The sequence below is a fragment of the Geobacter sp. FeAm09 genome (assembly GCF_008330225.1).
Lineage (GTDB): Bacteria > Desulfobacterota > Desulfuromonadia > Geobacterales > Pseudopelobacteraceae > Oryzomonas.
This window is the reverse complement of record NZ_CP042466.1, coordinates 1293947-1314198: the sequence shown is the minus strand read 5'-3', so window position 1 is coordinate 1314198 and position 20252 is coordinate 1293947. Positions and strand designations below refer to the sequence as shown.

Below are 20252 nucleotides of genomic sequence, written 5' to 3'. Positions count from 1 at the left end.
TCCCCTCTATTTTTGAACTGCCAGTTATCAGGCTTTCGTGATAGTATCAAAAAATTCGAGTTGGTAAATTCAAAAATGAGGCCCCCATGAAAAAGAATCGCCTTTCGTTTCTTGCGTTCATCGTTTTCAGCAGCAGCGCCACCGTCGCCCTGGCCGCACCTCCAGCCCCCGCCGTGCCGGCCGGCCACCCCAAGATCGACTATCCCGCCCAATCCACGACCCACCAGCAATCGGCCCCCATCTCGGGCACGGTGCTGCAGGCCATGAACAGCGGCGGCTACAGTTATATCCACCTCCAGAAGAACAGCGGCGAGAAGGTCTGGCTGGCCGTGACGGAAACCAGGGTGAACGTGGGGGACCGCATGAGCTTCATGGAAGGTCTTGTCATGAAGAACTTCGAGAGCAAGACCCTCAAGCGCACCTTTGATTCCATCATCTTCTCCAACGGCGTCATCCCCCAGGCGAAAGCCGCCGCCCCGGCAGCGCCGGCGGCAGCCGCAGCTCCGACAAAGGCGCAGGCGGCGGCGATGGGCAGCAAGGTCGCCGTAAAGGCCAAAGAGGCGAAGATTTCGGTCAAAAAGGCCGTCGGCCCCAATGCCTACACCATTGCCGAGGCGTACCGCAACAGCGCCAAGCTCAACAACAAGCAGGTCGCCATCAGGGGCAAGGTGGTCAAGGTCACGCCCAGGATCATGAAGAAAAACTGGATACACATCCAGGACGGCAGCGGCTCCCAGGCCAAGGGAACCCACAATCTGGTCTGCACCACCACGGCCACGGCCCGAGTGGGCGACGTGGTTACGGTCAGGGGAACCCTGGCCAAGGACCGGGATTTCGGGTACGGCTACCGGTACAGCGTGATCGTCGAGAATGCCGCCATCGGCAAATAGCAGCCGTTCAACGCAGCCGGTCACACCAGCCCCTCCCCACCGGAGGGGCTTTTTTCTTCGCCATCTGCCACAGAGCACCGGGGCAGGGAGAATGTCAAAAACCATCTCATGCGCCGTTGCGTGAGGTAATTGCCTTGAAGCTATTCTCGTTACTGCCGTGACGCAGCGGCAGTTGGCAAAGTCATGTGCTGAGAATTGATGCAACCCTTGTCAAAATGATGCACCCCTGTATCATTCCTGCATCGCTCCCCGCCCTTCCTGCCCCGCAACATCACCACAACCATCCGGCATCATTCGGTTTCGCATTCATTGCTTCATCCCGGCACGTATTATGTATATCCATTAATAATCCTTGTGTATCACCTGGACTTTGATTCAAAATGATAAGCAAGGGAGAGGACTCATGTTCACCACCATTGCACCAGGGAGCACCACCATGAATACCGACCTTATCGACGAAGCCATTGACCGATACGTCAGCGAACGCATGACCGCCGGGCGGGAACACGCCAGCTCGCGCTTTCTCAGCTACGCCCATCTCAAATGCACCGGCAGCGAGATCGGCGAATTCATGCGCCACGTAACCGGACTGACCCGCTATTACATAGATGTCACCAAGGTGTTCGAGAACCCGTTCCGCGGCATCGAGATGGCCTTTTTGGCCACCATGCTGGTGGTCGCCATCGTCAGTTGCTGGCTGATGCAGGAAGAAACGACCCGCCTGTGCGGCATCTGCGTCTTTGCCGGCACCATCGTCCACGGCTTCGCCCTGATGCGGCACATCGCCCGCAAATGGCTCAAGTCCGGCGTGATGATCGCCATGTACGAGGAGCTGGTCGCCCTGGTGGAGCAGGAGGAGGCAAGCCTCCGGGGGTGACCGCACCGCCTGCCGTTCGTCGGTCCGGGTGCAGCACGCGGCTTGTCAGGACCCCCGGGACTTGCTACAGTGGGGCATGGCCAACGACGTACGCACCCATTACGAGCTCTACCCCTACCCCCGCTACCCCCTGCTGGCCTCGGTGCGCCGGTGCGATACCTACGCCCTGAACCTGACCGCCGTGTGGACCCGCTTCAATGGCGCCCTGCCGCCACCCGAGGCGCAGCGCATCCTCATAGCCGGGTGCGGCAGTTTCTCCCCCTATCCCTTTGCCCTGGCCAACCCTGATGCCGCCATCACCGCCCTCGACCTGTCGGAGCGCAGCCTCCGCCGCGCCCGCCTGCACTGTCTGCTCCACGGCCGCACCAACGTAACCTACCGCCAAGGGGACCTGCTGGACGCCCCCCTGACCGGCGGCCCCTTCGGCCTGATCGACGCCTACGGCGTACTCCACCACCTGGACGACCCCCTGGCCGGCCTCACGGCCCTGGCGGGACGCCTGGCGCCGGGAGGGGTGGTACGGCTCATGGTCTACAGCCGCTACGCCCGCCGGGAAGAGGAGGCCATCCGCCGGGCCTTCCGCCTGGTAGGGATCACCGACCCGGCCGCGGCGCGGCGGCTCATGGCCCGGGCCAAACCGGGGTCGCGCCTGCGCCGTTTCGCGGAGACGTCCGACGAGGCATCCTTCGACAGCGGGCTTGCCGATGCCCTGCTCCACCCTCGGGTCCGCACCTTCCGGGTGGCCGGACTGCTGGACCTGGTCCGCCAGAGCGGCCTGGAACCGCTCCTGTTTGCCCACCACGGCGCCCGGGAGGATGTGGGGGAGGAGGTGGAACGGCTCACGGCCCTGGAGGCCGCCCGGCGCTCCCCCGGCAATTTCATCCTCTACGCCGGCCGCAACGTGGCCGGCCCCTGCCCCGTGGACCGCGGCTCCCTCGTCATGCTCAACCCCTGCCTCTCCCGGGCCGTCACCCCGTTTGCCCTGGGGACGGTCCACATCGCCCCGCGCCTGGGGATCGCCAACCCGGTGCTGACCGGCCCGGAACGCGCCCTGCTGCGGGGCCTGCGCCACCCCCGGCCCTGGGACGACCTCTCCCCCGCCTGCCGCGCCCTCCTGCCGGCCTGCCGCACGGCCCTGTTCCTGCTCCAGTTCAGGGGCTGACCGGTTACGGAAACGGGACCCGCCCCCCCCCAGACAACCCGGGAAAAAGCAGTGGCCACAAAGACGCAGAGACGCTGAGGAAGCAAAAACAAAGGGGCATCATCGAAAAAACTAGTGATGATGCCCCGCTTCGGCACGTGGCTGTAGTTGCCAGATATTCCGAGTGGTTCTTCGCGTCCCTGTGCCTTCCTGGCTCGGTGGCCGGCCTGGGTTGCAGAATGATGATCAGGCACCCGCAGCGGGGAGCCGGAGCCAGACCCGGAACCCCTGCGGGGTGTTCTCCACTCCCATCTCCCCGTGGTGGAGCAGGACGACCTTCCGGGCGATGGCCAGGCCGAGGCCCGTCCCCTCTCCCGTGGCCCCTTTTCCCCGGTAAAACGGCTCGAAGAGCCGTTCCAGGTCATCCTCCGCGACCGGTGGCGCACTGTTCACAACCTCCAAAAGGACCTCCGCCCCCTCCCTGCGGAGCCCCAGCCGCACCACCCCCTGTTCCGGCGTGTAGCGGGCCGCATTCTCCAGGATGTTCTTCAACGCCGACCGCAGGTACTCTTCGTCGCCGTTCACCCACAGGTCGGGCTCCACCTCCTGTTCCACCGTGATCCGCTTCGTCCCGAACAGGGGACGCATGGCCTTCATGAGCCCGTTCAGCAGGACGGACGGCTGCACGAGCGCGGTGGCCGGGGCCGGGGCGTGCAGGTCCAGCTTGGAGTACTGGAGGATGCGGCCGACCATCCGGTCCGCCTCGTCGATATCCTCCCACATCCCCGCCAGCAACGCTCCGGCCTCCGCCCTATCGCCCCGGGCCAGCGCCCCCTGCAGACACTCCCCCGCGACCCGGATGCGGGCCAGGGGGCTGCGCATCTCGTGGGATACATTGGCCGTCAGTTCCCGTCCGGCGCGGACCATGCGCTCCACGGTCTCCGCCATGCCGTTGAAGGCCGCCCCGAGCCGGCCGATCTCGTCATCTCCCCGCACATCGGCCCGGGCGGAGAGATCGCCGCCGGCGATGCGCACGGCCGACCCCTGGAGCCGGTTCAACGGCTCGGTGATGTGCCGGGAGAGGGGAACGGCGATGACCGCCACCACGGCGCAGATCAGGGCCAGCCCGGCCGCGAACGCGCCGTGGGGAAACCTGCCCGGCTCCCGCTCCGTGAGGATATGCAGCCAGGCCTGCTCCGCCCCCCCCGTGCCGGGAGCGAGGGGGACCGTGGCGTAGGTGAGCCGGTTCTGGCCGGCCTCCACGGCGACGCTTGCGGCCCCGTAACGGCCGGACAGGCCGGGGGCGCCCCCCGGAGCCCTGACCTCGCCCGGGAAGGAGGCGGCCAGGGGGGAGCCGTCGGCCCCACTGATCCATACCTTGGCGCGGGTATTCCGGCTCACCTGCTGCACGGCCCGGCGCAGCACCGCGCCCGGTTCCTCGTGCCGCGCGGCGGCGCCGTCCGCCGCGGCCTCCACGTAATCCCTGGCCATGAGGGCCGTGCGGCCGACGGATGCCGTAACCGATATCTGGTGGCCGTCCTTGACGAGCAGGAACACCAGGGCGAAGGCCAGCAGTGCCGTCACCACCAACGCCACACACCAATGGAACAGTATCTTGAAGTAGAGCCGCCGCATCATAGCCGATCCTCCAGCATGTATCCCGATCCCCACACGGTCCTGATGCGCTTCCTGCCGCCCGGCAGGGATTCCAGCTTGGCGCGCAGCTTGCCCACGTGCACGTCGATGCTCCGGTCAAAGGGGCCGGCCTCCTTGCCCCGGGCGTAGGTGAGCAGTTCGTCCCGGGACAGGATCATGTTCGGGCGGCTCATGAGCGCCTCCAGGAGTTTGAATTCCGTGGCCGACAGCGCCAGTTCCTCCCCTCCGGCGCTGACCGTCCGCCGGGCCCGGCTGAGCAGCAGGCCGGCGGCCTTCAGGGTGTCGCCGGGGGGCGCGTCGGCATCGCCCCCAGAGGCGGACCTCCTCAGGACGGCATTGAGCCGCGCCAGGAGTTCCCGGGGGTTGAACGGCTTGGGCAGGTAGTCGTCGGAACCGAGTTCCAGGCCGAGGATGCGGTCCTCGTCCTCCCCCCGGGCGGTCAGCATAATTACCGGCAGGGAGGACTCTTTCCGGATGCGTCCCAGGATCTCCAGGCCGCTCTCCCCCGGCAACATGATGTCGAGGATCACGGCGTCGGGCCGCTCCATGGCGATGGCGGCCGTCACGTCCCGGCCGTCGGGAAACTCGCGCAGTTCGAAGCCGTGCTCCCCCAAAAACCGCACCAGAAGCTTGCGCAGCCGGGCGTCGTCGTCCACCAGAAAGATCCGTTTGCGCCGTGTTTCGTCCATCCCGCGTGCTCCTTGTGGATAGTGGTACAGGACATTACTTACCAGATTACCCCGGAATCCGGCAGTTTTTTACGTTTTTTTTACATTCGCCACATACTTTTTTTACATCTTTCCCCTAGCCTGATTTCATCACACCACATCATACCAAGCCAAACAAGGAGGAGCAGATGAACAAGGGCATCAAACGGGTTACGGCGGTTCTCGGGGCCGTGGCGCTGGCCGGCGCCATCACGGCCTGCAAACAGTGCGGCTCCCACCACGGCGACCTTTCCGGCAAGATCAAGGGGCACGTGGCCGCCTCCCTGGACAAGATTGACGCCACGGAGGAGCAGAGGGGAAAGATCAATGCCGGCGTGGACCAGGTGGTGGCCGACGGGCAACAGCTCCATAAGGGCAACCAGGGGCTGGCGAACAAGGTGGTCGCCTGCCTCCTGCTGGATACCCCCGACCGCGCCTGGCTGCACGCCACCGTGGATGAAAAGGCGAAGGAGTTTACCGGGTTCGCCCACCGCACCGTGGACCGGCTCGTGGAGATCAGCGCCGTGCTGACCCCCGGACAGCGGGCACAGTTGAAGAAGCGCTACGAAGCGGCCCACGAAGAGGGGAAGTAACCCCATGACACCACACACCGATACCGAGGAGAGCACCATGGAACAGAACACCATCAGCGAGGAATTGAGCCGCAACTTTCACCTTTTCTGGGATCACTTCCCCTCACCGGTCATGCTGGTGCGCAAGGACCGCACCATCATCGACCGCAACAGGGCCGCCGAGGCCATGGGGTGCATCCCCGGAACGCGCTGCATCGACAGCGGCAGGAAGGAGGATCACCAACGGTGCCTGGCCGGCAAGGCGCTTCAGGAACAGAGCGCCAAGCGGCTCGTGACCTATGCCGGCAACCTGGGGCTGGTGGTGGACGGTTACTGGATTCCCCTGGCCGGGGAGCGGGACCTGTACCTCCACTTCTTCATCGACATCACCCCCTATGCGGCCGATCGCCTGTTCCCCCACGGCAGCCGCGACGAGAAGAGCACCTGCGGGGCGGAGAGCGCCTGCAGTTCCTGCGGCGCGGCGTAACCCTGCCGGCACCGGCTGCCGAAGCCCGCGGCACGAGGCTTCGGCAGCCCCCCTGGCCATCCTGTGCGCCATTGCCGGGCAGATGGCCGGCGGCGCCCTCAGGAGCCGGGATGGCGCAGGACCTGCCACCGGCAGGGTCTGACGGCCGTCCTGGAACCCCCTGGCCCAACCCCGCCTGACCGGGCGCCCCGCGCCTTTCATCTCCCCTGCACCCGCTATAATTTAAATAATTTTAATTATTTAAGTATAATGTTGCACCTCCACGCAAACCTGCTACAAATTACCTTGGCGAGTAATATGCTCGGCATTTATGCAGCCATTGCACGGCAATTGCCGAGGACAGGGGAGGGGTACGGATGAAGCTGGGAGACCTGAGGATCGGAATCCGTCTCGGCGTGGGATTCGGCCTGATATTGGCGCTGTTGCTGCTGCTCATGGGGACCGGGCTGGACGGCACCGGGAAGATCGACGACACCCTGGAACGCATCATCGCGAACAATTACCAGAAGATCAAGACGGCCAACCAGGTGACCGCGACCATCAACGGCCTGCTGGAAGAGATCGAACTGATGCTGGTGAAGGACCACGACGGCAGGGTGGAGGCACAGCAGGCCATAGAAAAGGCGCGGGCCGAGTACCGCGCCGCCATGGAAAAGCTGGAGAAACTGGAGACGGGCCAACAGGGGAAACGGCTGATCGACGAGGCCAAGGCAGCCATAGCCACGGCCCGGGATGCCAACAACAAGGTCACGGAACTCTCTCTGGCCGGCAAGACGGCCGATGCCATCGAGGCCTTCAAGGTGGCCTACCCCCTGGATCTGAAGATCAAGGCCAACTTCCGGGCCATCGTCCAGTACCAGGAAGAGCAGATGGAAGTAAGCCACGACGAGGCCCGGAAACTCTACCGGAGCACGGTGATCAAGGACCTGGCCATCGCGGCCATTGCCGTCCTTATCGGCCTCATGGCCGGCTTCCTCATAACCCGCAGCATCACCGTTCCCATCAACGAGGCGTTGCAGGCGGCCAACCGCCTGGCGGGAGGCGACCTGACCGTAACGGTCGCCGCCCGCGGCAAGGATGAGACCGGCCTGCTGATGGCGGCCATCGGGAGCATGGTGGAACGCTTGAAGAGCGTCATCACCGATGTCAAGGCCGCCGCGGACAACGTGGCCACCGGCAGCCAGGAACTCTCCGCCACGGCCCAGCAGATGTCCCACGGCGCCACCGAACAGGCGGCCTCCGCCGAGGAGATCTCATCGTCCATGGAGGAGATGGCCTCCGCGATCAGGCTGAATACGGACAACGCCCTGCAAACCGAGAAGATCGCCGTGCAGAGCGCCGACGACGCAGAAGAGAGCGGCCGGGCGGTGGCCGGGACCGTGGACGCCATGAAGGAGATCGCCACCCGGATCTCCATCATCGAGGAGATCGCCCGCCAGACCAACCTGCTGGCACTGAACGCCGCCATCGAGGCGGCCCGGGCCGGGGAGCACGGCAAGGGCTTTGCCGTGGTCGCCTCGGAGGTGCGGAAGCTGGCCGAGCGGAGCCAGAAGGCGGCCGGGGAGATCGGCGAGCTCTCCGTACGAAGCGTCAGAATCGCGGAGACGGCCGGCAGCGGCCTGCAGGCCATGGTTCCCAACATCCGCCGCACCGCCGAACTGATCCAGGAGATCAGCGCCTCCAGCCGTGAACAGGACTCGGGCGCGGAACAGATCAACAGGGCGGTCCAGCAGTTGGACAGCATCATCCAGCAGAACGCCTCGGCCAGCGAAGAGATGGCCTCCACCTCGGAGGAACTCTCCGGCCAGGCCGAACAGTTGCGCGACGCCGTGGCGTTCTTCAGGATCGACGAAGCTACGCTCCGCGCCCGGGCCCCGGAGTGGAAACCGGAAAAGAAGATCCGCATCGCCCACGCCGGAGCGGGCCGGGCGCTCCTGCCCGCCGCCGGGACTGCCCCGCCGGAGCGGGGAACCCGGCCGCCGGGGGAACTCAGCACGTACTGAGGAGGCTCACTCCTCCCCGCCGAACTCCACCAGGTGCCGGCGGTAGCGTAGCGGCACGAGTTGCTGCTGGAGCCGGGGGTTGTGGCGTTCCGGTATGGCCATGCGCCGGAAGTAGCTGCGCCAGAGGCGGCTGCACACCTCCTCGTCGGCAGTGTAGCCGGGCGGGACGGTCAATTCCACATCCCGGACCAGGCGCCACGTTCTGCGGTTATAGACCGCCGCCTGCGAGCGGCGCAGGTCGTGGATCATCCAGTCGCGGTCGTTGAGCCGTTCCGTGAAGAAGGGGGCGATAAAGGGGAGGAGGTCGGCCTCCGGCTCGATCCGGGCATAGAGGAACGAACCGCCCCCCTGCCCTTCTCCCCCGTCACGCACATCCCCTCCAGGCCACGTCACCTCCCGGAAACGTACGAACCCGGTGAACTTGTGGGCTTCGTGGGAGACCTTGCGGGCCAACCGGTTCACCGAGCAGACCGGCTCCCGGGCCAGCATGCCCTCCAGCAGTTTTCCCTGCTTCAATCCCACCAGCACGTAGCGCCACAAGAGCTCCTCCACCCCGGCCGCCTCGCTGTGGAAGGCGTAGCGCAGGGTGGCAAAGGCATCCCGGGACACCGCCGTGACGAACCGCGCCCGGAAGCGGAGCGCCGTTTCCCGCTCCGTGGCGACATCCAGGGGATCCCCCGCGAACAGCCCCGCCCCGCTCTCGACCCCCGGCCGCAGGAATTCCGCCTCCCCGCCCCCGGATTCGAGGCACGCCGCCAAGGCGCAGAGAAACCCCTCAAAGGTCCCGTCGTAGCGATAGCACGCGGTCACAGCTCCCCCGTCAGGGCCGAGGCGTCAGGGGATGCCGGAAACAGTTCCAGTTGATCCTGCCGGGCCGGACGCCGTTCCGGCGCCAGGAGCCGCGCCACCAGGGCGGCCCCGTCCAGGCGGATTCCCCCCAGGTAGCGCCCGCCGGCGGTCAGGAAATAGCGCGCCCGCTTGAGCACCACCCCGAGCCGTTTCAACTCCGCCTCCCCCAGCCGGGCATGGCGGCGGGCCGCGACGATGCGCTGGGCCGAGCGCACGCCGATGCCCGGCACCCGGAGCAGCACCTCGTACTCGACGCTGTTCACCTCCACGGGGAACAGGTCCAGGTGGCGCACGGCCCAGTCGCTCTTGGGGTCGAAGCGCATGTCCAGATTGGGGCGTTCCTCGTCCAGAAGCTCGTGGGCGGCGAATCCGTAGAAACGCAGCAGCCAGTCGGCCTGATACAGGCGGTGTTCCCGCAACAGGGGCGGCGTGGGGAGCGCCGGCAGGCGGCGGTCGCTGGAGCCGGGCACAAAGGCCGAGTAGTAGACCCGCCGCAGGTCCAGGCGACGGTAGAGCCCCTCCGCCAGGGTGACGATCTCCCGGTCGCTCTCGGGGCTGGCCCCCACGATCAGTTGGGTGCTCTGGCCGGCCGGGGCGAACTGGGGCGCCGTGCGCGATTTTTTCCGCTCTTCGCGGGCCGAGGTGATGAGGCCGCTCACCTGGCGCATGGGGGCGATGACCGACTCCCGAGGCTTGTCCGGGGCCAGCAGCGCCAGGCTCTGGCGGGTGGGAAGCTCGATATTGACGCTCACCCGGTCGGCGTAGCGCCCCGCCTCGGCCACCAGCAGCGGGTCGGCCCCCGGCACGATCTTGAGGTGCACGTAGCCGTTGAAACGCTCCTCGTCCCGCAGCGTGCGCACCACGGCGATCAACTGTTCCATGGTGTGATCGGCCGAACGGGTCACGCCGGTGCTGAGGAACAACCCCTCGATGTAGTTGCGCCGGTAGAAGTCCATGGTCAGCCGCACCACCTCCGCCGGGGTGAAAGCGGCCCGGGGGATGTCGTTGCTGCGGCGGTTGACGCAGTAGGCGCAGTCGTAGATGCAGGCGTTGGTGAGCAGGATCTTGAGCAGCGAGATGCAGCGGCCGTCAGCGGTCCAGGTGTGGCAGATCCCGGCGGCGGCCGTGCTCCCCACCCCGCCGGGCGTACCCCGACGGTTGCTGCCGCTGGAGGAGCAGGAGACATCGTACTTGGCGCTGTCGGCCAGAATTTCCAGGCGTTGTTCGAAAGTCCGATTGTTCATGATGCCCCGCTGTCGTTTTCCCGCACGCCGTATCCCGTGCGGAAGCAGCATACCTGGGGCGTGCGACAGGATACGTCCTGCCGGCCGGCTTTTCGTGAAAAGAGCCGTGCAAATCCCGGCAGAGATCAAAATGCTACCATGAATCCACGCTGACTTGAAAGCGTGGGGATATCGGGCACAATTGTAAGGCGACAATCGGCACCGGGTCAAGGCACCCGTGCCTGCCGGCCATTCTGAACCATTCTGAACAATTTGTCAGGATTACTTCAGTTGCCATCATGGCGCAGGCCGGAGATAATCCATCCAAAGGAACGATACATGCGCATTCTGGTAGTCGAAGACGAAATAAAGGTTGCCGAGGCTCTCCGCAAAGGTCTGGAAGCCGAGCATTACGAGGTCACCGTGGCCTATTCCGGGGAGGACGGCTTTTTCCAGCTCAACGCCGGCACCTACGACCTGGTGCTCCTCGACCTGATGCTGCCCGGCAGGGACGGGCTCGAAATCCTGACCACCCTGAGGAAGCGCGGCTTTGCAACGCCGGTACTCATCCTGACGGCACGGGACACCGTGGAAAACCGGGTGCAGGGACTGGACAGCGGTGCGGACGACTACCTGGTGAAACCCTTCGCCTTCCCGGAGCTGCTGGCACGGATCAGGCTGTTGCTGCGGCGGGGCAAGAACGAACAACCGCTGTTCCTTGCCGTCGGCGACCTGGCAATGGACCTCGTGGCCCGCAGAGTAACCCGGCACGGCGCCGCCATCGATCTCACCGTCCGCGAATACGAACTGCTCGAATACCTGATGCGGAACAAAGGGCGCATCGTTTCCCGCGAAATGCTCGCCCAGGATGTCTGGCGGGTGAAGGAGCGCTCCACGCCGATCGATAACGTCATTGACGTGCACATTGCCCGGTTGCGGCGCAAACTCGACGGACCCTTTGAGCGCAAGCTGCTGAAAACGGTGCGGGGGATAGGCTTCGTCATGGAGGAGGAGACATGCGACTGAGGCCACGAAGCGTCCGGGTCCGCCTGGTCTGCTGGTATGCGGGGATTCTGGCGGGCGTGATCCTTGCCTTTGCCCTCGGCGTCTATGTGGTGGTCAAGGCGAGCCTCCTGCAGCAGATCGACCGGCAGCTCGAACGCGACCTCCGCACCGTGGCACGGGTGGCCAGCGACGAACCGAACGAGATGAACGAGCTTGCCCAGCACGGTTCCGTTGGCTTGTTCCAGGTGCGGGAGGGGCGGGAGTTCGTCGCCGAAACCGACGGCTGGAGCCGCTCGGGCCTGGAGAAAGCGGTCACCGGCGGCTACCCGGCGGCTTCATGGTCGTGGACCGCCCCCACCGGGGTCCCCTACCGCCTGAAGGGATCGGCCGTGACCTCGCCCGGCCACACCTATCTCGTGCTCGTCGCCCAGGACGAGCAGGTGCTGCGCCGGAGCCTGCACAGCCTTTTTCTGGTCCTATTGTTCGGTATCCCCTGTGTGCTGGCGGTGGCGCTCGTCAGCGGCTACTTCCTGGCGGGCCGGGCGCTGAAACCCATCGGGCTCATGGCGGCAAAGGCCCGGGAGATCAGCGCCGAACGGCTTGCGGATCGCCTGCCGATAGAAAACCCCGACGATGAATTCGGCCGGTTGGCGGCGGTCTTCAACGAGACCCTGACCCGCCTCGAGGACGCCTTCGAACGGCTGCGCCGTTTCACCGCCGATGCGTCCCACGAACTGCGCACTCCGCTGACGGCGCTCCGCAGTGTCGGCGAAGTGGGGTTGCAGGAGAGCAGGGACGCCGCCGCATGCCGGGAGGTGATCGGCAGCATGCTTGAGGAAACTGACCGCCTGACCAAACTGGTGGACTGCCTTCTGACCCTGAGCAGGGCCGACTCGGGCGCCGTCATGGCGCACCGCGAACCGACCGATCTGCAGGCCCTGGCAGAGGAGGTCACGGAGTGCCTGCGGGTGCTGGCCGAAGAAAAACGGCAGCAGTTCTCCCTGGAATGTTCCGAGCGGGTCGTTGCCATGGCCGATCCCCTGATCCTCCGCCAATCCCTCCTCAACCTCGTGGACAACGCCCTTAAATACACCCCGGCTTATGGCTCCATCCGGGTGACGGTCAGACGGATCACGCCAAGTGAGGCCGCAATCGAGGTCCGGGACAGCGGGCCGGGCATCGCGAAGGAACATCACGCCAGAATCTTCGACCGGTTCTACCGCCTGGACAAGGGACGGACCCGGGAGAGGGGCGGCACCGGCCTCGGGCTCGCCATATCCCGCTGGGGCGCGGAGGCCAATGGCGGCCGTATCGAACTGGAAAGCGAAGAAGGCAGCGGCAGTACCTTTCGCCTCGTGCTACCGGTGGCACAAAACGACCCCATATCGTGACAACAAAGGAGATTCCATGAAACGAGGATTACCCATCATAGTACTCTGCTGCGCCGTGTCGTTCACCGGCATGGCGCCGTCCCCCCTCCGGGCCGCTCCGCCTGCCGCCGCCTACGTCGGTTCAACGGCATGCGCCCCGTGCCACGGCAAGGACCACGGCCGCTGGCAACAGACCTGGCATGCCGCCATGCATCGCGAACTGAACCCGGCCATCGTCACGGCCGACTTCAACAACGTGGAGATAACCTACAAGGATGTGGAGGTCGAGGGGCCCGACAGGAAAAAGGCAAAGATATCTCCGACGATCCGCCTCAGCCGGGAGGGGGACAGCTATCGTTTCACCCTGGTGGACAGGGACAATCCGGCCAACAACCAGACCTACGAGATCGCCTACGTGCTCGGCGGCAACTGGAACCAGCATTTCGAAGCCAGGGTCGGGGGCGCCTATTATCCGACCCCCATGCGCTGGGTTGTGGAAGACGGTCAGTGGACCTCGAAACCGTTCAACGACATGTGGTGGGTTGCCGACGGCACCCCGGATGGGAGGCCGAAGAAACCGGAAGAAATGCCCAAGGCCAAAACGGGGGATGCAACCTGCGACGGCTGCCATACCACCGGTTTCAACGTCGCCCGGGACCGGGAGAGCGGCCGTTGGGCAGGACAGAAGAGGGAACTGGGGGTCGGCTGCGAGAGCTGCCACGGTCCGGGGAGCGTTCATGCGGCCACAAAGCGCCGGGAGGATATCGTCAACCCCGCGGCGCTGAGCGCCAGCCAGCAGGACCAGGTGTGCGGGCAATGCCACTCGCGGGTGACGAACCGGCAGGAAAAGGACCTGGCCTACCCTACCGGGTTCATGCCGGGGATGAGCGACCTGCGGCAGCGGGTCACCTTCTGGACCTATTCGGCCAACCCGAAAAACTTCTGGCCCAACGGCTTCTCCAGCAAGAACCGCCAGCAGTACCATGACGTGCAGTTCACCAGCCACGCCCGGGCCGGCGTCAGCTGCATCACCTGCCACGACGCGCACGCGGAGACGAAAGGCAACGCCCAGCTCAGGCAGGACAAGAAAAAGCTCTGTGTGCAGTGCCACAAGGCGAGCGCCGCGCTCTACCAGGGGAGCGCGGAGGAGAGAGCCGGCGTCGGCTGCTGCGACTGCCACATGGCCAGGATTGCCAACCGGTCCGACCCAACCCCGAAGCGCAAGCAGCATTGGGACGTAAGCTCCCACACCTTTGCCGTGGTCATGCCCCGGACCGCCGAGGCGCTGAAGATGAAATCGAGTTGCGACGCCTGCCACGAAGGGGCCGACAAGGCCGCCAAGGGTGACCAGGTCGTGCGCCGGCAGATCGAAATCAGGAACAAGATCGCCGAAGTCGAAAAAGCGATGGCGGTCTTTGAAAAGAACGGCACGAAAGCCCACGATGCCCGTAAACTGCTGGCTGCCGTCAAGGAGGACAGGAGCTTCGGCGCCCACAACCCGCACAAGGCCATGCAGTTGTTGCAGGATGCTTTAAAAAGCGTGGCGACGGAATAACCGGCTGCGGTTGCCGGCGCCCGGCTTGTACCCCGCGCGGCCACTTGAAGCGGCACAACGGAAGGAGTCCGCCATATGAAAAAAACGTTTGTGTGTATTGCAACACTGTTCCTGCTGGCAGCCGGGATTGCCTGCGCCGCGGGCATCCGGAAGTATTCCTTTGATAATGAGACCTTCGGGGCCGAATCCCGGGCATTCGTTTCACTGGTCGGTACCTGGCGCATCGACAGGAACGGTACGCGGCAGGTGTATGCCGTGGACGGCAGGAAATGGGAGCAGGGGCTCATGTCCAGCGGCGCGGCCGAAAAGGCCAGAACGCTTTACGGTAACCGCTCCGCCGAGTTCCTCCGCAACCTGGAGGCGTACAAATACTTTCCCCTGGCCATCCTGAAGGATGTACCCGAGTTCCGCAACGGCACCATAAGCGTCTCTTTCATGGGGCTCGGCGGGCGCATCGACCAGGCTGCCGGCATCGCCTTCAACATCAGGCCAAACGGGGAATATCTGGTGATGAGGGCCAACGCCCTGGAGAACAACCTCGTCCTTTTCAAGATGGAACACGGCAAACGTTCATCGGAGCAGTGGATGCGCAATGTGCCGACCCCAGCCAATGCCTGGCATACCATGAAGGTAACGATCAACGGCAAACGGATCGAGGGCTTTATCAACGGCACGAAGCTCATCGACTATACCTGGAAAGAGGAGATCAACGGCAGGATCGGCCTCTGGTCGAAAGCGGATTCCTACGTCGTCTTTGACAATTTCGAGGTGCAGGCGCGCTAGGCGACGGTGCGAGCCCTTACCGATCGATATTTTCCTGAAAGACCACCCGCATGCTGTTCAGCTCCAGGGCCGCAAGGTAGCCCATGTCGGGCCACCGGGCGGTGACGCAGCCGTTGTCCAGCATGATCTTGTCCTCCTTGAGGGAGGCCTCCAGTTGTTGGCGCGAAACCATGGTATGGCCGCAGATGAGCCGCCTGCCGCCGATGCGCCGCCGCTCCACCACATCGGAGCGGGTCCAGAGCATGGCCTCGGTATCGTCGAAGGGGTCGAAGGGGGGCTCCAGGTCGAAGTTGAGTCCGGCATGGACGATGACGAAGTTGTCCAGCAGGATATAGGGGGGAAGGGAGTCGAGATACTCCAGGTAGCGGCGGGGAATGTCCCCCGGACCGTCGGCACGGAAGCTGGCCAGGGTGGCCAGGCCGCCGTTGGCGGCCCACATCTCCATGGCCGAGCGGCTGTAGGGGGCGCGCAGGCACATCTCCTCGTGGTTGCCCCGCACCGAGGCGACATGATAACCGGCGGCGGTCAGTTCGAAGATAAAATCCAATACCCCTTTGCTATCCGGTCCCCGGTCGATCAGGTCTCCCAGCAGGTAGAGGGTGTCGCTGGGGGTGAGGCGGATCCCCCGGGTGACCAGTTCCCGCAGGGTGCGGGCGCAGCCGTGCAGGTCGCCGATGACGAAAACGCGGCGGCTCATGGTGTTACGCTCCCGCCGGTTATCAGGCACATCTGCATGTCCATCACATTGGTCCCGGTCGGCCCGCATTTCAAAAGCGCGCCGCAGGCGTCCAGCAGCGGATAGGCGTCGTTCGCCGCCAGGGCGGCCAGGGGGTCCAGACCGGCCAGCCGGGCCAGGGGGACGGTATCCCCATCCACGATGGCCCCGGCAGCATCCGTCGGTCCGTCGATGCCGTCGGTACCGGCGGACAGGAGGGTGATGCCCGGCGTCGCGGCGATTTCCAGGGCAAAGGCCAGGGCCAACTCCTGGTTGCGCCCTCCCTTGCCGTTCCCCGTGACCGCGACCGTGGTCTCGCCGCCGCTCACCAGACAAAGCCGCTGCCCCGGGGGCAGTTCCTCCCGGCAGCGCAGCGCCTCGTGGGCCAGCCGCCGCCCCGCCTCCCGCGCCTCGCCGGCCACAATATCGTCAGACACGCGCGCCGCGAGCCCCAAGCCCTCTGCCGCTACGGCGGCGGCGTCAAGAGCGTCCCGGTTGCGCGCCGCAATAATGCTCTCCACCTTGGCGAAAAGGGGGTCCCCCGGCTTGGGGGTCTCGGCCGCCATCCCGGCATTGCCTTGTTCCAGACGCCGGCGGACGGCGGGAGGTACCCGGCCCGTGAGGCCGAAGCGCCCCAGCACCGCCAGGGCATCGCCGAAGGTGGTCGGATCGGGCACGGCCGGCCCCGAGGCGATTACGTCCGGCCGGTCCCCCGGCACATCCGAAATCATGAGAGACACGACCCGGGCCGGAAAGGCCAGGCGGGCCAACTGCCCCCCCTTGACGGCGGAGAGGTGCTTGCGCACCGTGTTCAACTCATGGATGTCGGCCCCCGCCGCCATGAGGAGAGCGGCCGTGGCCCGTTTTTCCTCCAGGGTGATTCCCTCGGCCGGGGCCGCCAAAAGGGCCGAACCGCCGCCGGAGACCAGAAGGAGCAGCAGGGTCTGCCGGTCGCAGGAGCGGACCAGTTCCATGATGCGCCGGGCCGCCGCCTCGCCGGCGTGGTCCGGGTGGGGATGGCCGGCAAAGGCCAAGTCGAGCGATTTGAGTCCCCCGGTGACGAAGGGGGGAAGGGTGATACCGTGGGGGACGACGACGAGCCCGCCGGATACCAGGTCGCCCAACCGTCCCTGGACGGCCAGGGCCATGGGGATGGCCGCCTTGCCGAAACCGGCCACCACGAGGCGCTGGAGCCCCTCGCTGCGCAGGCGCTCCCCCACCCGTTCCAGATGCGGGGCCAGAGCCGCCCCCGGCTCCACCGCCGAAAGGGCGGCCTTGAAGAGGCTCTGCAGGATATGTTTGTCGGCTTGCGTCACAGGCAGAATGGTCCTTCGCATACGGTTTGGGCCAGCTTGCGCCGGTCGCTGGGAGTCTCCCGGGCCTGCAACGCCTCGGGCAGCGCCTCCACCCGGCCGGGGAGCCCGATGGCCGCCATGGCCTCCACCTGATACTCCGCGGGGATGTTCAGGGCGGCCCGGGCCCGGCCGTAGTCGAACCCCTGCATGCCGTGGACCACATACCCCCGCAGGCACCCCTGGAGGGCCAGGTTCTCCCAGGCCGCCCCGGTGTCGTAGGAATGGGTGCGGCACGGCTGGCCGCCCTCGAAGGTGGTCTTGGAGACCATCACCAAAAGCGCCGCAGCGTTGACGCACCACGCCTTGTTGGAGTCGGTCAGCAGGTCGAAGAAGAGCGGCCAGTGCCCGCTGTCGCGCTGGGCGTACAGGATGCGCCACGGTTGGTTGTTGTTGGAGGACGGGGCCCACCGGGCCGCCTCGAACAGCACCTTCAGTTCCTCCGCCGGGATCGCCTCCCCGGACATGGCGCGGGGGGACCAGCGGTTCAGGAAGATGGCGTCGATGAGGTAATCGGCGTGGCGTTTGTCGCTACCCTTGATCATGGCGATGGCCCTTTCGCAAGCAAGTGGACAATTCTCCGGCGGTTTGTAGGGGCGCATCGCATGCGCCCTGATTGGGCGAACAGCAGTTCGCCCCTACGGCTCACATGAACAGTGATGTTCCAAGGCCCGGCCTCACCCCCGGCTAAAGTACTCTTTCACGGCAGCCACAAAGTCATCCAGGTCCGCCTCCGTCACGTCCAGGTGGGTGACCAGGCGGGTGGTGGGCGCCACCTGCACCAGCATCCCCCGTTCGGCCAAATACGCCTGCAACTGCGCGCACGCCTCTTCCGGGAATCGGGCGAACACCATATTGGTGGCCTGCCCCGTCACCGTGACCTGGTCGATGGCACCCAGTCCCCGGGCCAGATGCTCGGCATTGGCGTGGTCCTGGGCCAGCCGGTCGAAGTGGCTGTCCAGGGCGTACAGGCAGGCCGCGGCCAGAAAACCGGCCTGGCGCATGCCGCCCCCCAGCACCTTGCGCCAGCGGTGGGCGCGCTCGATGAACGCCTGCGACCCGACCAGCACCGACCCCACCGGCGCCCCCAACCCCTTGGAAAAACAGATGGAGACGGAATCGAACGGAGCGCACGCCTGGGCCAGGGTTTCATTCCGGGCCACTGCGGCATTGCAGACCCGCGCCCCGTCAAGGTGCAGGGCCAGGCCCCGCTCCCGGGCCAGGGCGGCGGCTTCACGTATATACCGGGCCGGAAGCACCTGGCCGTTGAAGGTGTCTTCCAGCGCCAGAAGCCGGGTGCGGGCAAAGTGCGCCCCCATGCCCGGGCCGTGGTGCTTGATGGCGCTTGCGACCTTATCCAGGGGCAAGGTGCCGTCGGCGGCGTTCTCGATGGGCTGGGGCACGATGGAGCCGAGCACCGCGGCGCCGCCCCCCTCGTACTTGTAGGTATGGGCCACCTGGCCCACGATATACTCGTCACCCCGTTCGCAGTGGGCCATCAGCGCCGCCAGGTTGCTCTGGGTACCGCTGGGCAGGAACAGGGCCGCCTCCTTGCCGCTGCGTTCCGCCACCACGGTCTGCAATCGGTTGACCGTGGGGTCGTCCCCCCACACGTCGTCCCCCACCTGCGCGTCCATCATGGCGGCCCGCATCTCAGGCCCGGGCCGGGTCACGGTGTCGCTGCGCAGGTCGATGATATGTCCGGTCATGGGTGTTCTCCTTATGGGTAAGGTTATACGACCATTGCCCGGAGTGCAAGCCGGGATGTGGGGATGTTCCCTACCCCACCGCCTGTAGCACGAAGCACTTGAGGTACTCCGACTCCGGGAAGGAGAGCAGCACCGGGTGGTCCGGAGCCTGGGCGCGGGACGAAACCAGGCGCACCTCGCGTTTGGCCAGGCGGGCGGCCTGGGTCAGCAGGTCGCGGAACGGTTCCCGCCCCATGTGATAGGAACAGGAGCAGGTGATCAGGTAGCCGCCCGGCTCCAGGAGTTCCAGGGCGCGGCGGTTGACGGTGAGATACCCCTTGGTGGCCTCGGCGATGTTCTTGCGGTTTTTGACGAAGGCCGGCGGGTCCATGACCACCACCCCGAAGCGCCGCCCCTCGTGGTGCAGGGAACGGAGGCGCTCGAAGGCGTCGCACTCCTCGAAGGTGGCCCGGCCGCCCAGGCCGTTCAGCTCCGCGTTGCGGGCGGCCTGGGCCACGGCCCGGGCCGAGATGTCGATCCCCAGGGCCGACGCGGCGCCGAAGGAGGCGGCGTGCACGGCCCAACTCCCGGTGTAGCAGAAGCAGTCCAGCACCGCTTTCCCATCGCTGATCCCCTTCAATAGCAGGTGGTTCTCCTTCTGGTCCAGGAAGCCGCCGGTCTTCTGCCCTTCCCGCAGGTTCACCTGGAAGCGGAGGCCGTTCTCCTCCATCGCCACCAGGTCGGGGATCTCCCCCGCCAGCAGTTCCACCTTTTCCTCCAGCCCCTCCAGATGTCGTACCCCCACGTCGTTGCGGGCGATGATCCCGGCCGGGGCAAAGACCCGCTGCAGCGCCTCCGCCACCAGATCCCGGCGCACGTCCATGCCCGCGGAGAGGAACTGCACCGACAGGTGGTCGCCGTACTTGTCCACCACCAGGCCGGGGAGGAAATCACTCTCGCCGTACACGGCCCGGAAGGTAGCCATGCCGGGATAGAGCACCTGACGGTGGGCCAGGGCGCAGGCCACGCGCTGCTCGTAGAATTCGGGCAGGTCCAGGTCTGCCCGGTGCCGCGAAAGGAGGCGGAAGGCGATGAGGGAGCGGGGGTTGTAGTGGCCGCAGCCGATGAAGCCGCCGCCAGCGTCGTACAGTTCGGCCGCCGCACCGGGGGCGCAGGCCTTGTCCGACACCTCGCGGATCTCGTTGCTGAACACCCAGGGGTGGCCGCACTTGATGCGTTTGTCCTCGTTCTTATGCAAAACAATGCGAATCATAAGGTATCCTTGGTTGGGATTGGCTGCGGCGGCGCTTGACAGCCTGTCGTTTGTACACCATTATTGACGATAAATCAGCTCTTATCGGCGATGCGCCGGAAAGGCA

General features: G+C 65.7%; 19 protein-coding genes. 10 read left to right on the top strand and 9 right to left on the bottom strand.

Going from position 1 to position 20252, the window contains the following annotated elements; genetic code table 11:
- Nucleotides 1–86: 86 nt before the first annotated feature.
- The 3 genes from FO488_RS06090 to FO488_RS06080 all read left to right on the top strand — a co-directional run bounded on the left by FO488_RS06090 (nt 87) and on the right by FO488_RS06080 (nt 2929).
- Nucleotides 87–890, top strand: coding sequence for a DNA-binding protein (locus FO488_RS06090; RefSeq protein ID WP_149209735.1), 804 nt, complete (start codon nt 87–89; stop codon nt 888–890).
- Between the two features lie 403 nt (nt 891–1293).
- Nucleotides 1294–1767, top strand: coding sequence for a GSU0071 family protein (locus FO488_RS06085; RefSeq protein WP_240732193.1), 474 nt, complete (start codon nt 1294–1296; stop codon nt 1765–1767).
- Between the two features lie 76 nt (nt 1768–1843).
- Nucleotides 1844–2929 carry a bifunctional 2-polyprenyl-6-hydroxyphenol methylase/3-demethylubiquinol 3-O-methyltransferase UbiG gene (locus tag FO488_RS06080; protein WP_149209733.1) on the top strand — a complete coding sequence of 362 codons (1086 nt, stop codon included), beginning with the start codon at nt 1844–1846 and terminating at the stop codon, nt 2927–2929.
- Between the two features lie 225 nt (nt 2930–3154).
- Here the strand turns inward: FO488_RS06080 and FO488_RS06075 are convergent, their stop codons facing one another.
- Together FO488_RS06075 and FO488_RS06070 are read right to left on the bottom strand one after the other, a co-directional pair.
- Nucleotides 3155–4546 (bottom strand): HAMP domain-containing sensor histidine kinase, encoded by a 1392-nt coding sequence (locus FO488_RS06075; RefSeq protein WP_149209732.1) that lies wholly within the window; start codon nt 4544–4546, stop codon nt 3155–3157.
- Complete coding sequence (locus tag FO488_RS06070; RefSeq protein ID WP_149209731.1) at nt 4543–5253, bottom strand: response regulator; 711 nt, start codon at nt 5251–5253, stop codon at nt 4543–4545. Before FO488_RS06070 ends, FO488_RS06075 begins: the two co-directional genes overlap by 4 nt.
- Before the next feature lie 167 nt (nt 5254–5420).
- Between FO488_RS06070 and FO488_RS06065 the strand changes: the two genes are divergently transcribed.
- The 3 genes from FO488_RS06065 to FO488_RS06055 all read left to right on the top strand — a co-directional run bounded on the left by FO488_RS06065 (nt 5421) and on the right by FO488_RS06055 (nt 8333).
- Nucleotides 5421–5864: a Spy/CpxP family protein refolding chaperone gene (locus FO488_RS06065; RefSeq protein WP_149209730.1), complete on the top strand. Its 444-nt coding sequence runs from the start codon at nt 5421–5423 to the stop codon at nt 5862–5864.
- Nucleotides 5865–5868: 4 nt separating this feature from the next.
- Nucleotides 5869–6330, top strand: coding sequence for a hypothetical protein (locus FO488_RS06060; RefSeq protein ID WP_205743370.1), 462 nt, complete (start codon nt 5869–5871; stop codon nt 6328–6330).
- 356 nt (nt 6331–6686) lie between these two features.
- Entirely contained in the window at nt 6687–8333 is a 1647-nt protein-coding gene (locus FO488_RS06055) for a methyl-accepting chemotaxis protein (protein WP_149209729.1), read from the top strand.
- Nucleotides 8334–8339: 6 nt separating this feature from the next.
- Here FO488_RS06055 and FO488_RS06050 read toward each other — a convergent pair whose 3' ends face one another.
- Together FO488_RS06050 and FO488_RS06045 are read right to left on the bottom strand one after the other, a co-directional pair.
- Nucleotides 8340–9143 carry a TIGR03915 family putative DNA repair protein gene (locus FO488_RS06050; protein ID WP_149209728.1) on the bottom strand — a complete coding sequence of 268 codons (804 nt, stop codon included), beginning with the start codon at nt 9141–9143 and terminating at the stop codon, nt 8340–8342.
- Nucleotides 9140–10426, bottom strand: a complete 1287-nt coding sequence (locus tag FO488_RS06045) for a putative DNA modification/repair radical SAM protein (RefSeq protein ID WP_149209727.1) — start codon at nt 10424–10426, stop codon at nt 9140–9142. The genes FO488_RS06050 and FO488_RS06045 overlap by 4 nt, the downstream gene beginning before the upstream one ends.
- A 318-nt stretch (nt 10427–10744) precedes the next feature.
- Between FO488_RS06045 and FO488_RS06040 the strand changes: the two genes are divergently transcribed.
- From FO488_RS06040 to FO488_RS06025, 4 genes are all read left to right on the top strand, one after another.
- A complete protein-coding gene (locus FO488_RS06040) occupies nt 10745–11431 on the top strand; it encodes a response regulator transcription factor (protein ID WP_149209726.1) in 687 nt (228 codons plus the stop codon).
- The gene (locus FO488_RS06035; protein WP_149209725.1) at nt 11422–12801 is read left to right on the top strand and encodes a cell wall metabolism sensor histidine kinase WalK; all 1380 of its coding nucleotides are present in this window, start codon (nt 11422–11424) and stop codon (nt 12799–12801) included. Before FO488_RS06040 ends, FO488_RS06035 begins: the two co-directional genes overlap by 10 nt.
- Before the next feature lie 16 nt (nt 12802–12817).
- Complete coding sequence (locus FO488_RS06030; RefSeq protein WP_168205920.1) at nt 12818–14335, top strand: multiheme c-type cytochrome; 1518 nt, start codon at nt 12818–12820, stop codon at nt 14333–14335.
- A 75-nt stretch (nt 14336–14410) separates the two neighbouring features.
- Nucleotides 14411–15118, top strand: a complete 708-nt coding sequence (locus tag FO488_RS06025; protein ID WP_149209723.1) for a family 16 glycoside hydrolase — start codon at nt 14411–14413, stop codon at nt 15116–15118.
- Nucleotides 15119–15134: 16 nt separating this feature from the next.
- Here FO488_RS06025 and FO488_RS06020 read toward each other — a convergent pair whose 3' ends face one another.
- The 5 genes from FO488_RS06020 to FO488_RS06000 all read right to left on the bottom strand — a co-directional run bounded on the left by FO488_RS06020 (nt 15135) and on the right by FO488_RS06000 (nt 20146).
- Nucleotides 15135–15815 carry a metallophosphoesterase family protein gene (locus FO488_RS06020; RefSeq protein ID WP_240732192.1) on the bottom strand — a complete coding sequence of 227 codons (681 nt, stop codon included), beginning with the start codon at nt 15813–15815 and terminating at the stop codon, nt 15135–15137.
- Nucleotides 15812–17149: a glycerate kinase gene (locus FO488_RS06015; RefSeq protein ID WP_205743369.1), complete on the bottom strand. Its 1338-nt coding sequence runs from the start codon at nt 17147–17149 to the stop codon at nt 15812–15814. Before FO488_RS06015 ends, FO488_RS06020 begins: the two co-directional genes overlap by 4 nt.
- Nucleotides 17146–17730 carry a nitroreductase family protein gene (locus FO488_RS06010; RefSeq protein WP_149209720.1) on the bottom strand — a complete coding sequence of 195 codons (585 nt, stop codon included), beginning with the start codon at nt 17728–17730 and terminating at the stop codon, nt 17146–17148. The genes FO488_RS06015 and FO488_RS06010 overlap by 4 nt, the downstream gene beginning before the upstream one ends.
- Nucleotides 17731–17862: 132 nt before the next feature.
- Nucleotides 17863–18882: a low-specificity L-threonine aldolase gene (gene ltaE, locus FO488_RS06005; RefSeq protein WP_149212097.1), complete on the bottom strand. Its 1020-nt coding sequence runs from the start codon at nt 18880–18882 to the stop codon at nt 17863–17865.
- Nucleotides 18883–18964: 82 nt separating this feature from the next.
- The gene (locus tag FO488_RS06000; protein ID WP_149209719.1) at nt 18965–20146 is read right to left on the bottom strand and encodes a class I SAM-dependent rRNA methyltransferase; all 1182 of its coding nucleotides are present in this window, start codon (nt 20144–20146) and stop codon (nt 18965–18967) included.
- Between the last annotated feature and the right edge of the window lie 106 nt (nt 20147–20252).

Coding starts and splice junctions, on each gene's coding strand:
- FO488_RS06090 (WP_149209735.1), top strand. CDS start 87: ATGAAAAAGAATCGCCTTTCGTTTCTTGCGTTCATCGTTTTCAGCAGC.
- FO488_RS06085 (WP_240732193.1), top strand. CDS start 1,294: ATGTTCACCACCATTGCACCAGGGAGCACCACCATGAATACCGACCTT.
- FO488_RS06080 (WP_149209733.1), top strand. CDS start 1,844: ATGGCCAACGACGTACGCACCCATTACGAGCTCTACCCCTACCCCCGC.
- FO488_RS06075 (WP_149209732.1), bottom strand. CDS start 4,546: ATGATGCGGCGGCTCTACTTCAAGATACTGTTCCATTGGTGTGTGGCG.
- FO488_RS06070 (WP_149209731.1), bottom strand. CDS start 5,253: ATGGACGAAACACGGCGCAAACGGATCTTTCTGGTGGACGACGACGCC.
- FO488_RS06065 (WP_149209730.1), top strand. CDS start 5,421: ATGAACAAGGGCATCAAACGGGTTACGGCGGTTCTCGGGGCCGTGGCG.
- FO488_RS06060 (WP_205743370.1), top strand. CDS start 5,869: ATGACACCACACACCGATACCGAGGAGAGCACCATGGAACAGAACACC.
- FO488_RS06055 (WP_149209729.1), top strand. CDS start 6,687: ATGAAGCTGGGAGACCTGAGGATCGGAATCCGTCTCGGCGTGGGATTC.
- FO488_RS06045 (WP_149209727.1), bottom strand. CDS start 10,426: ATGAACAATCGGACTTTCGAACAACGCCTGGAAATTCTGGCCGACAGC.
- FO488_RS06040 (WP_149209726.1), top strand. CDS start 10,745: ATGCGCATTCTGGTAGTCGAAGACGAAATAAAGGTTGCCGAGGCTCTC.
- FO488_RS06035 (WP_149209725.1), top strand. CDS start 11,422: ATGCGACTGAGGCCACGAAGCGTCCGGGTCCGCCTGGTCTGCTGGTAT.
- FO488_RS06030 (WP_168205920.1), top strand. CDS start 12,818: ATGAAACGAGGATTACCCATCATAGTACTCTGCTGCGCCGTGTCGTTC.
- FO488_RS06025 (WP_149209723.1), top strand. CDS start 14,411: ATGAAAAAAACGTTTGTGTGTATTGCAACACTGTTCCTGCTGGCAGCC.
- FO488_RS06020 (WP_240732192.1), bottom strand. CDS start 15,815: ATGAGCCGCCGCGTTTTCGTCATCGGCGACCTGCACGGCTGCGCCCGC.
- FO488_RS06010 (WP_149209720.1), bottom strand. CDS start 17,730: ATGATCAAGGGTAGCGACAAACGCCACGCCGATTACCTCATCGACGCC.
- FO488_RS06000 (WP_149209719.1), bottom strand. CDS start 20,146: ATGATTCGCATTGTTTTGCATAAGAACGAGGACAAACGCATCAAGTGC.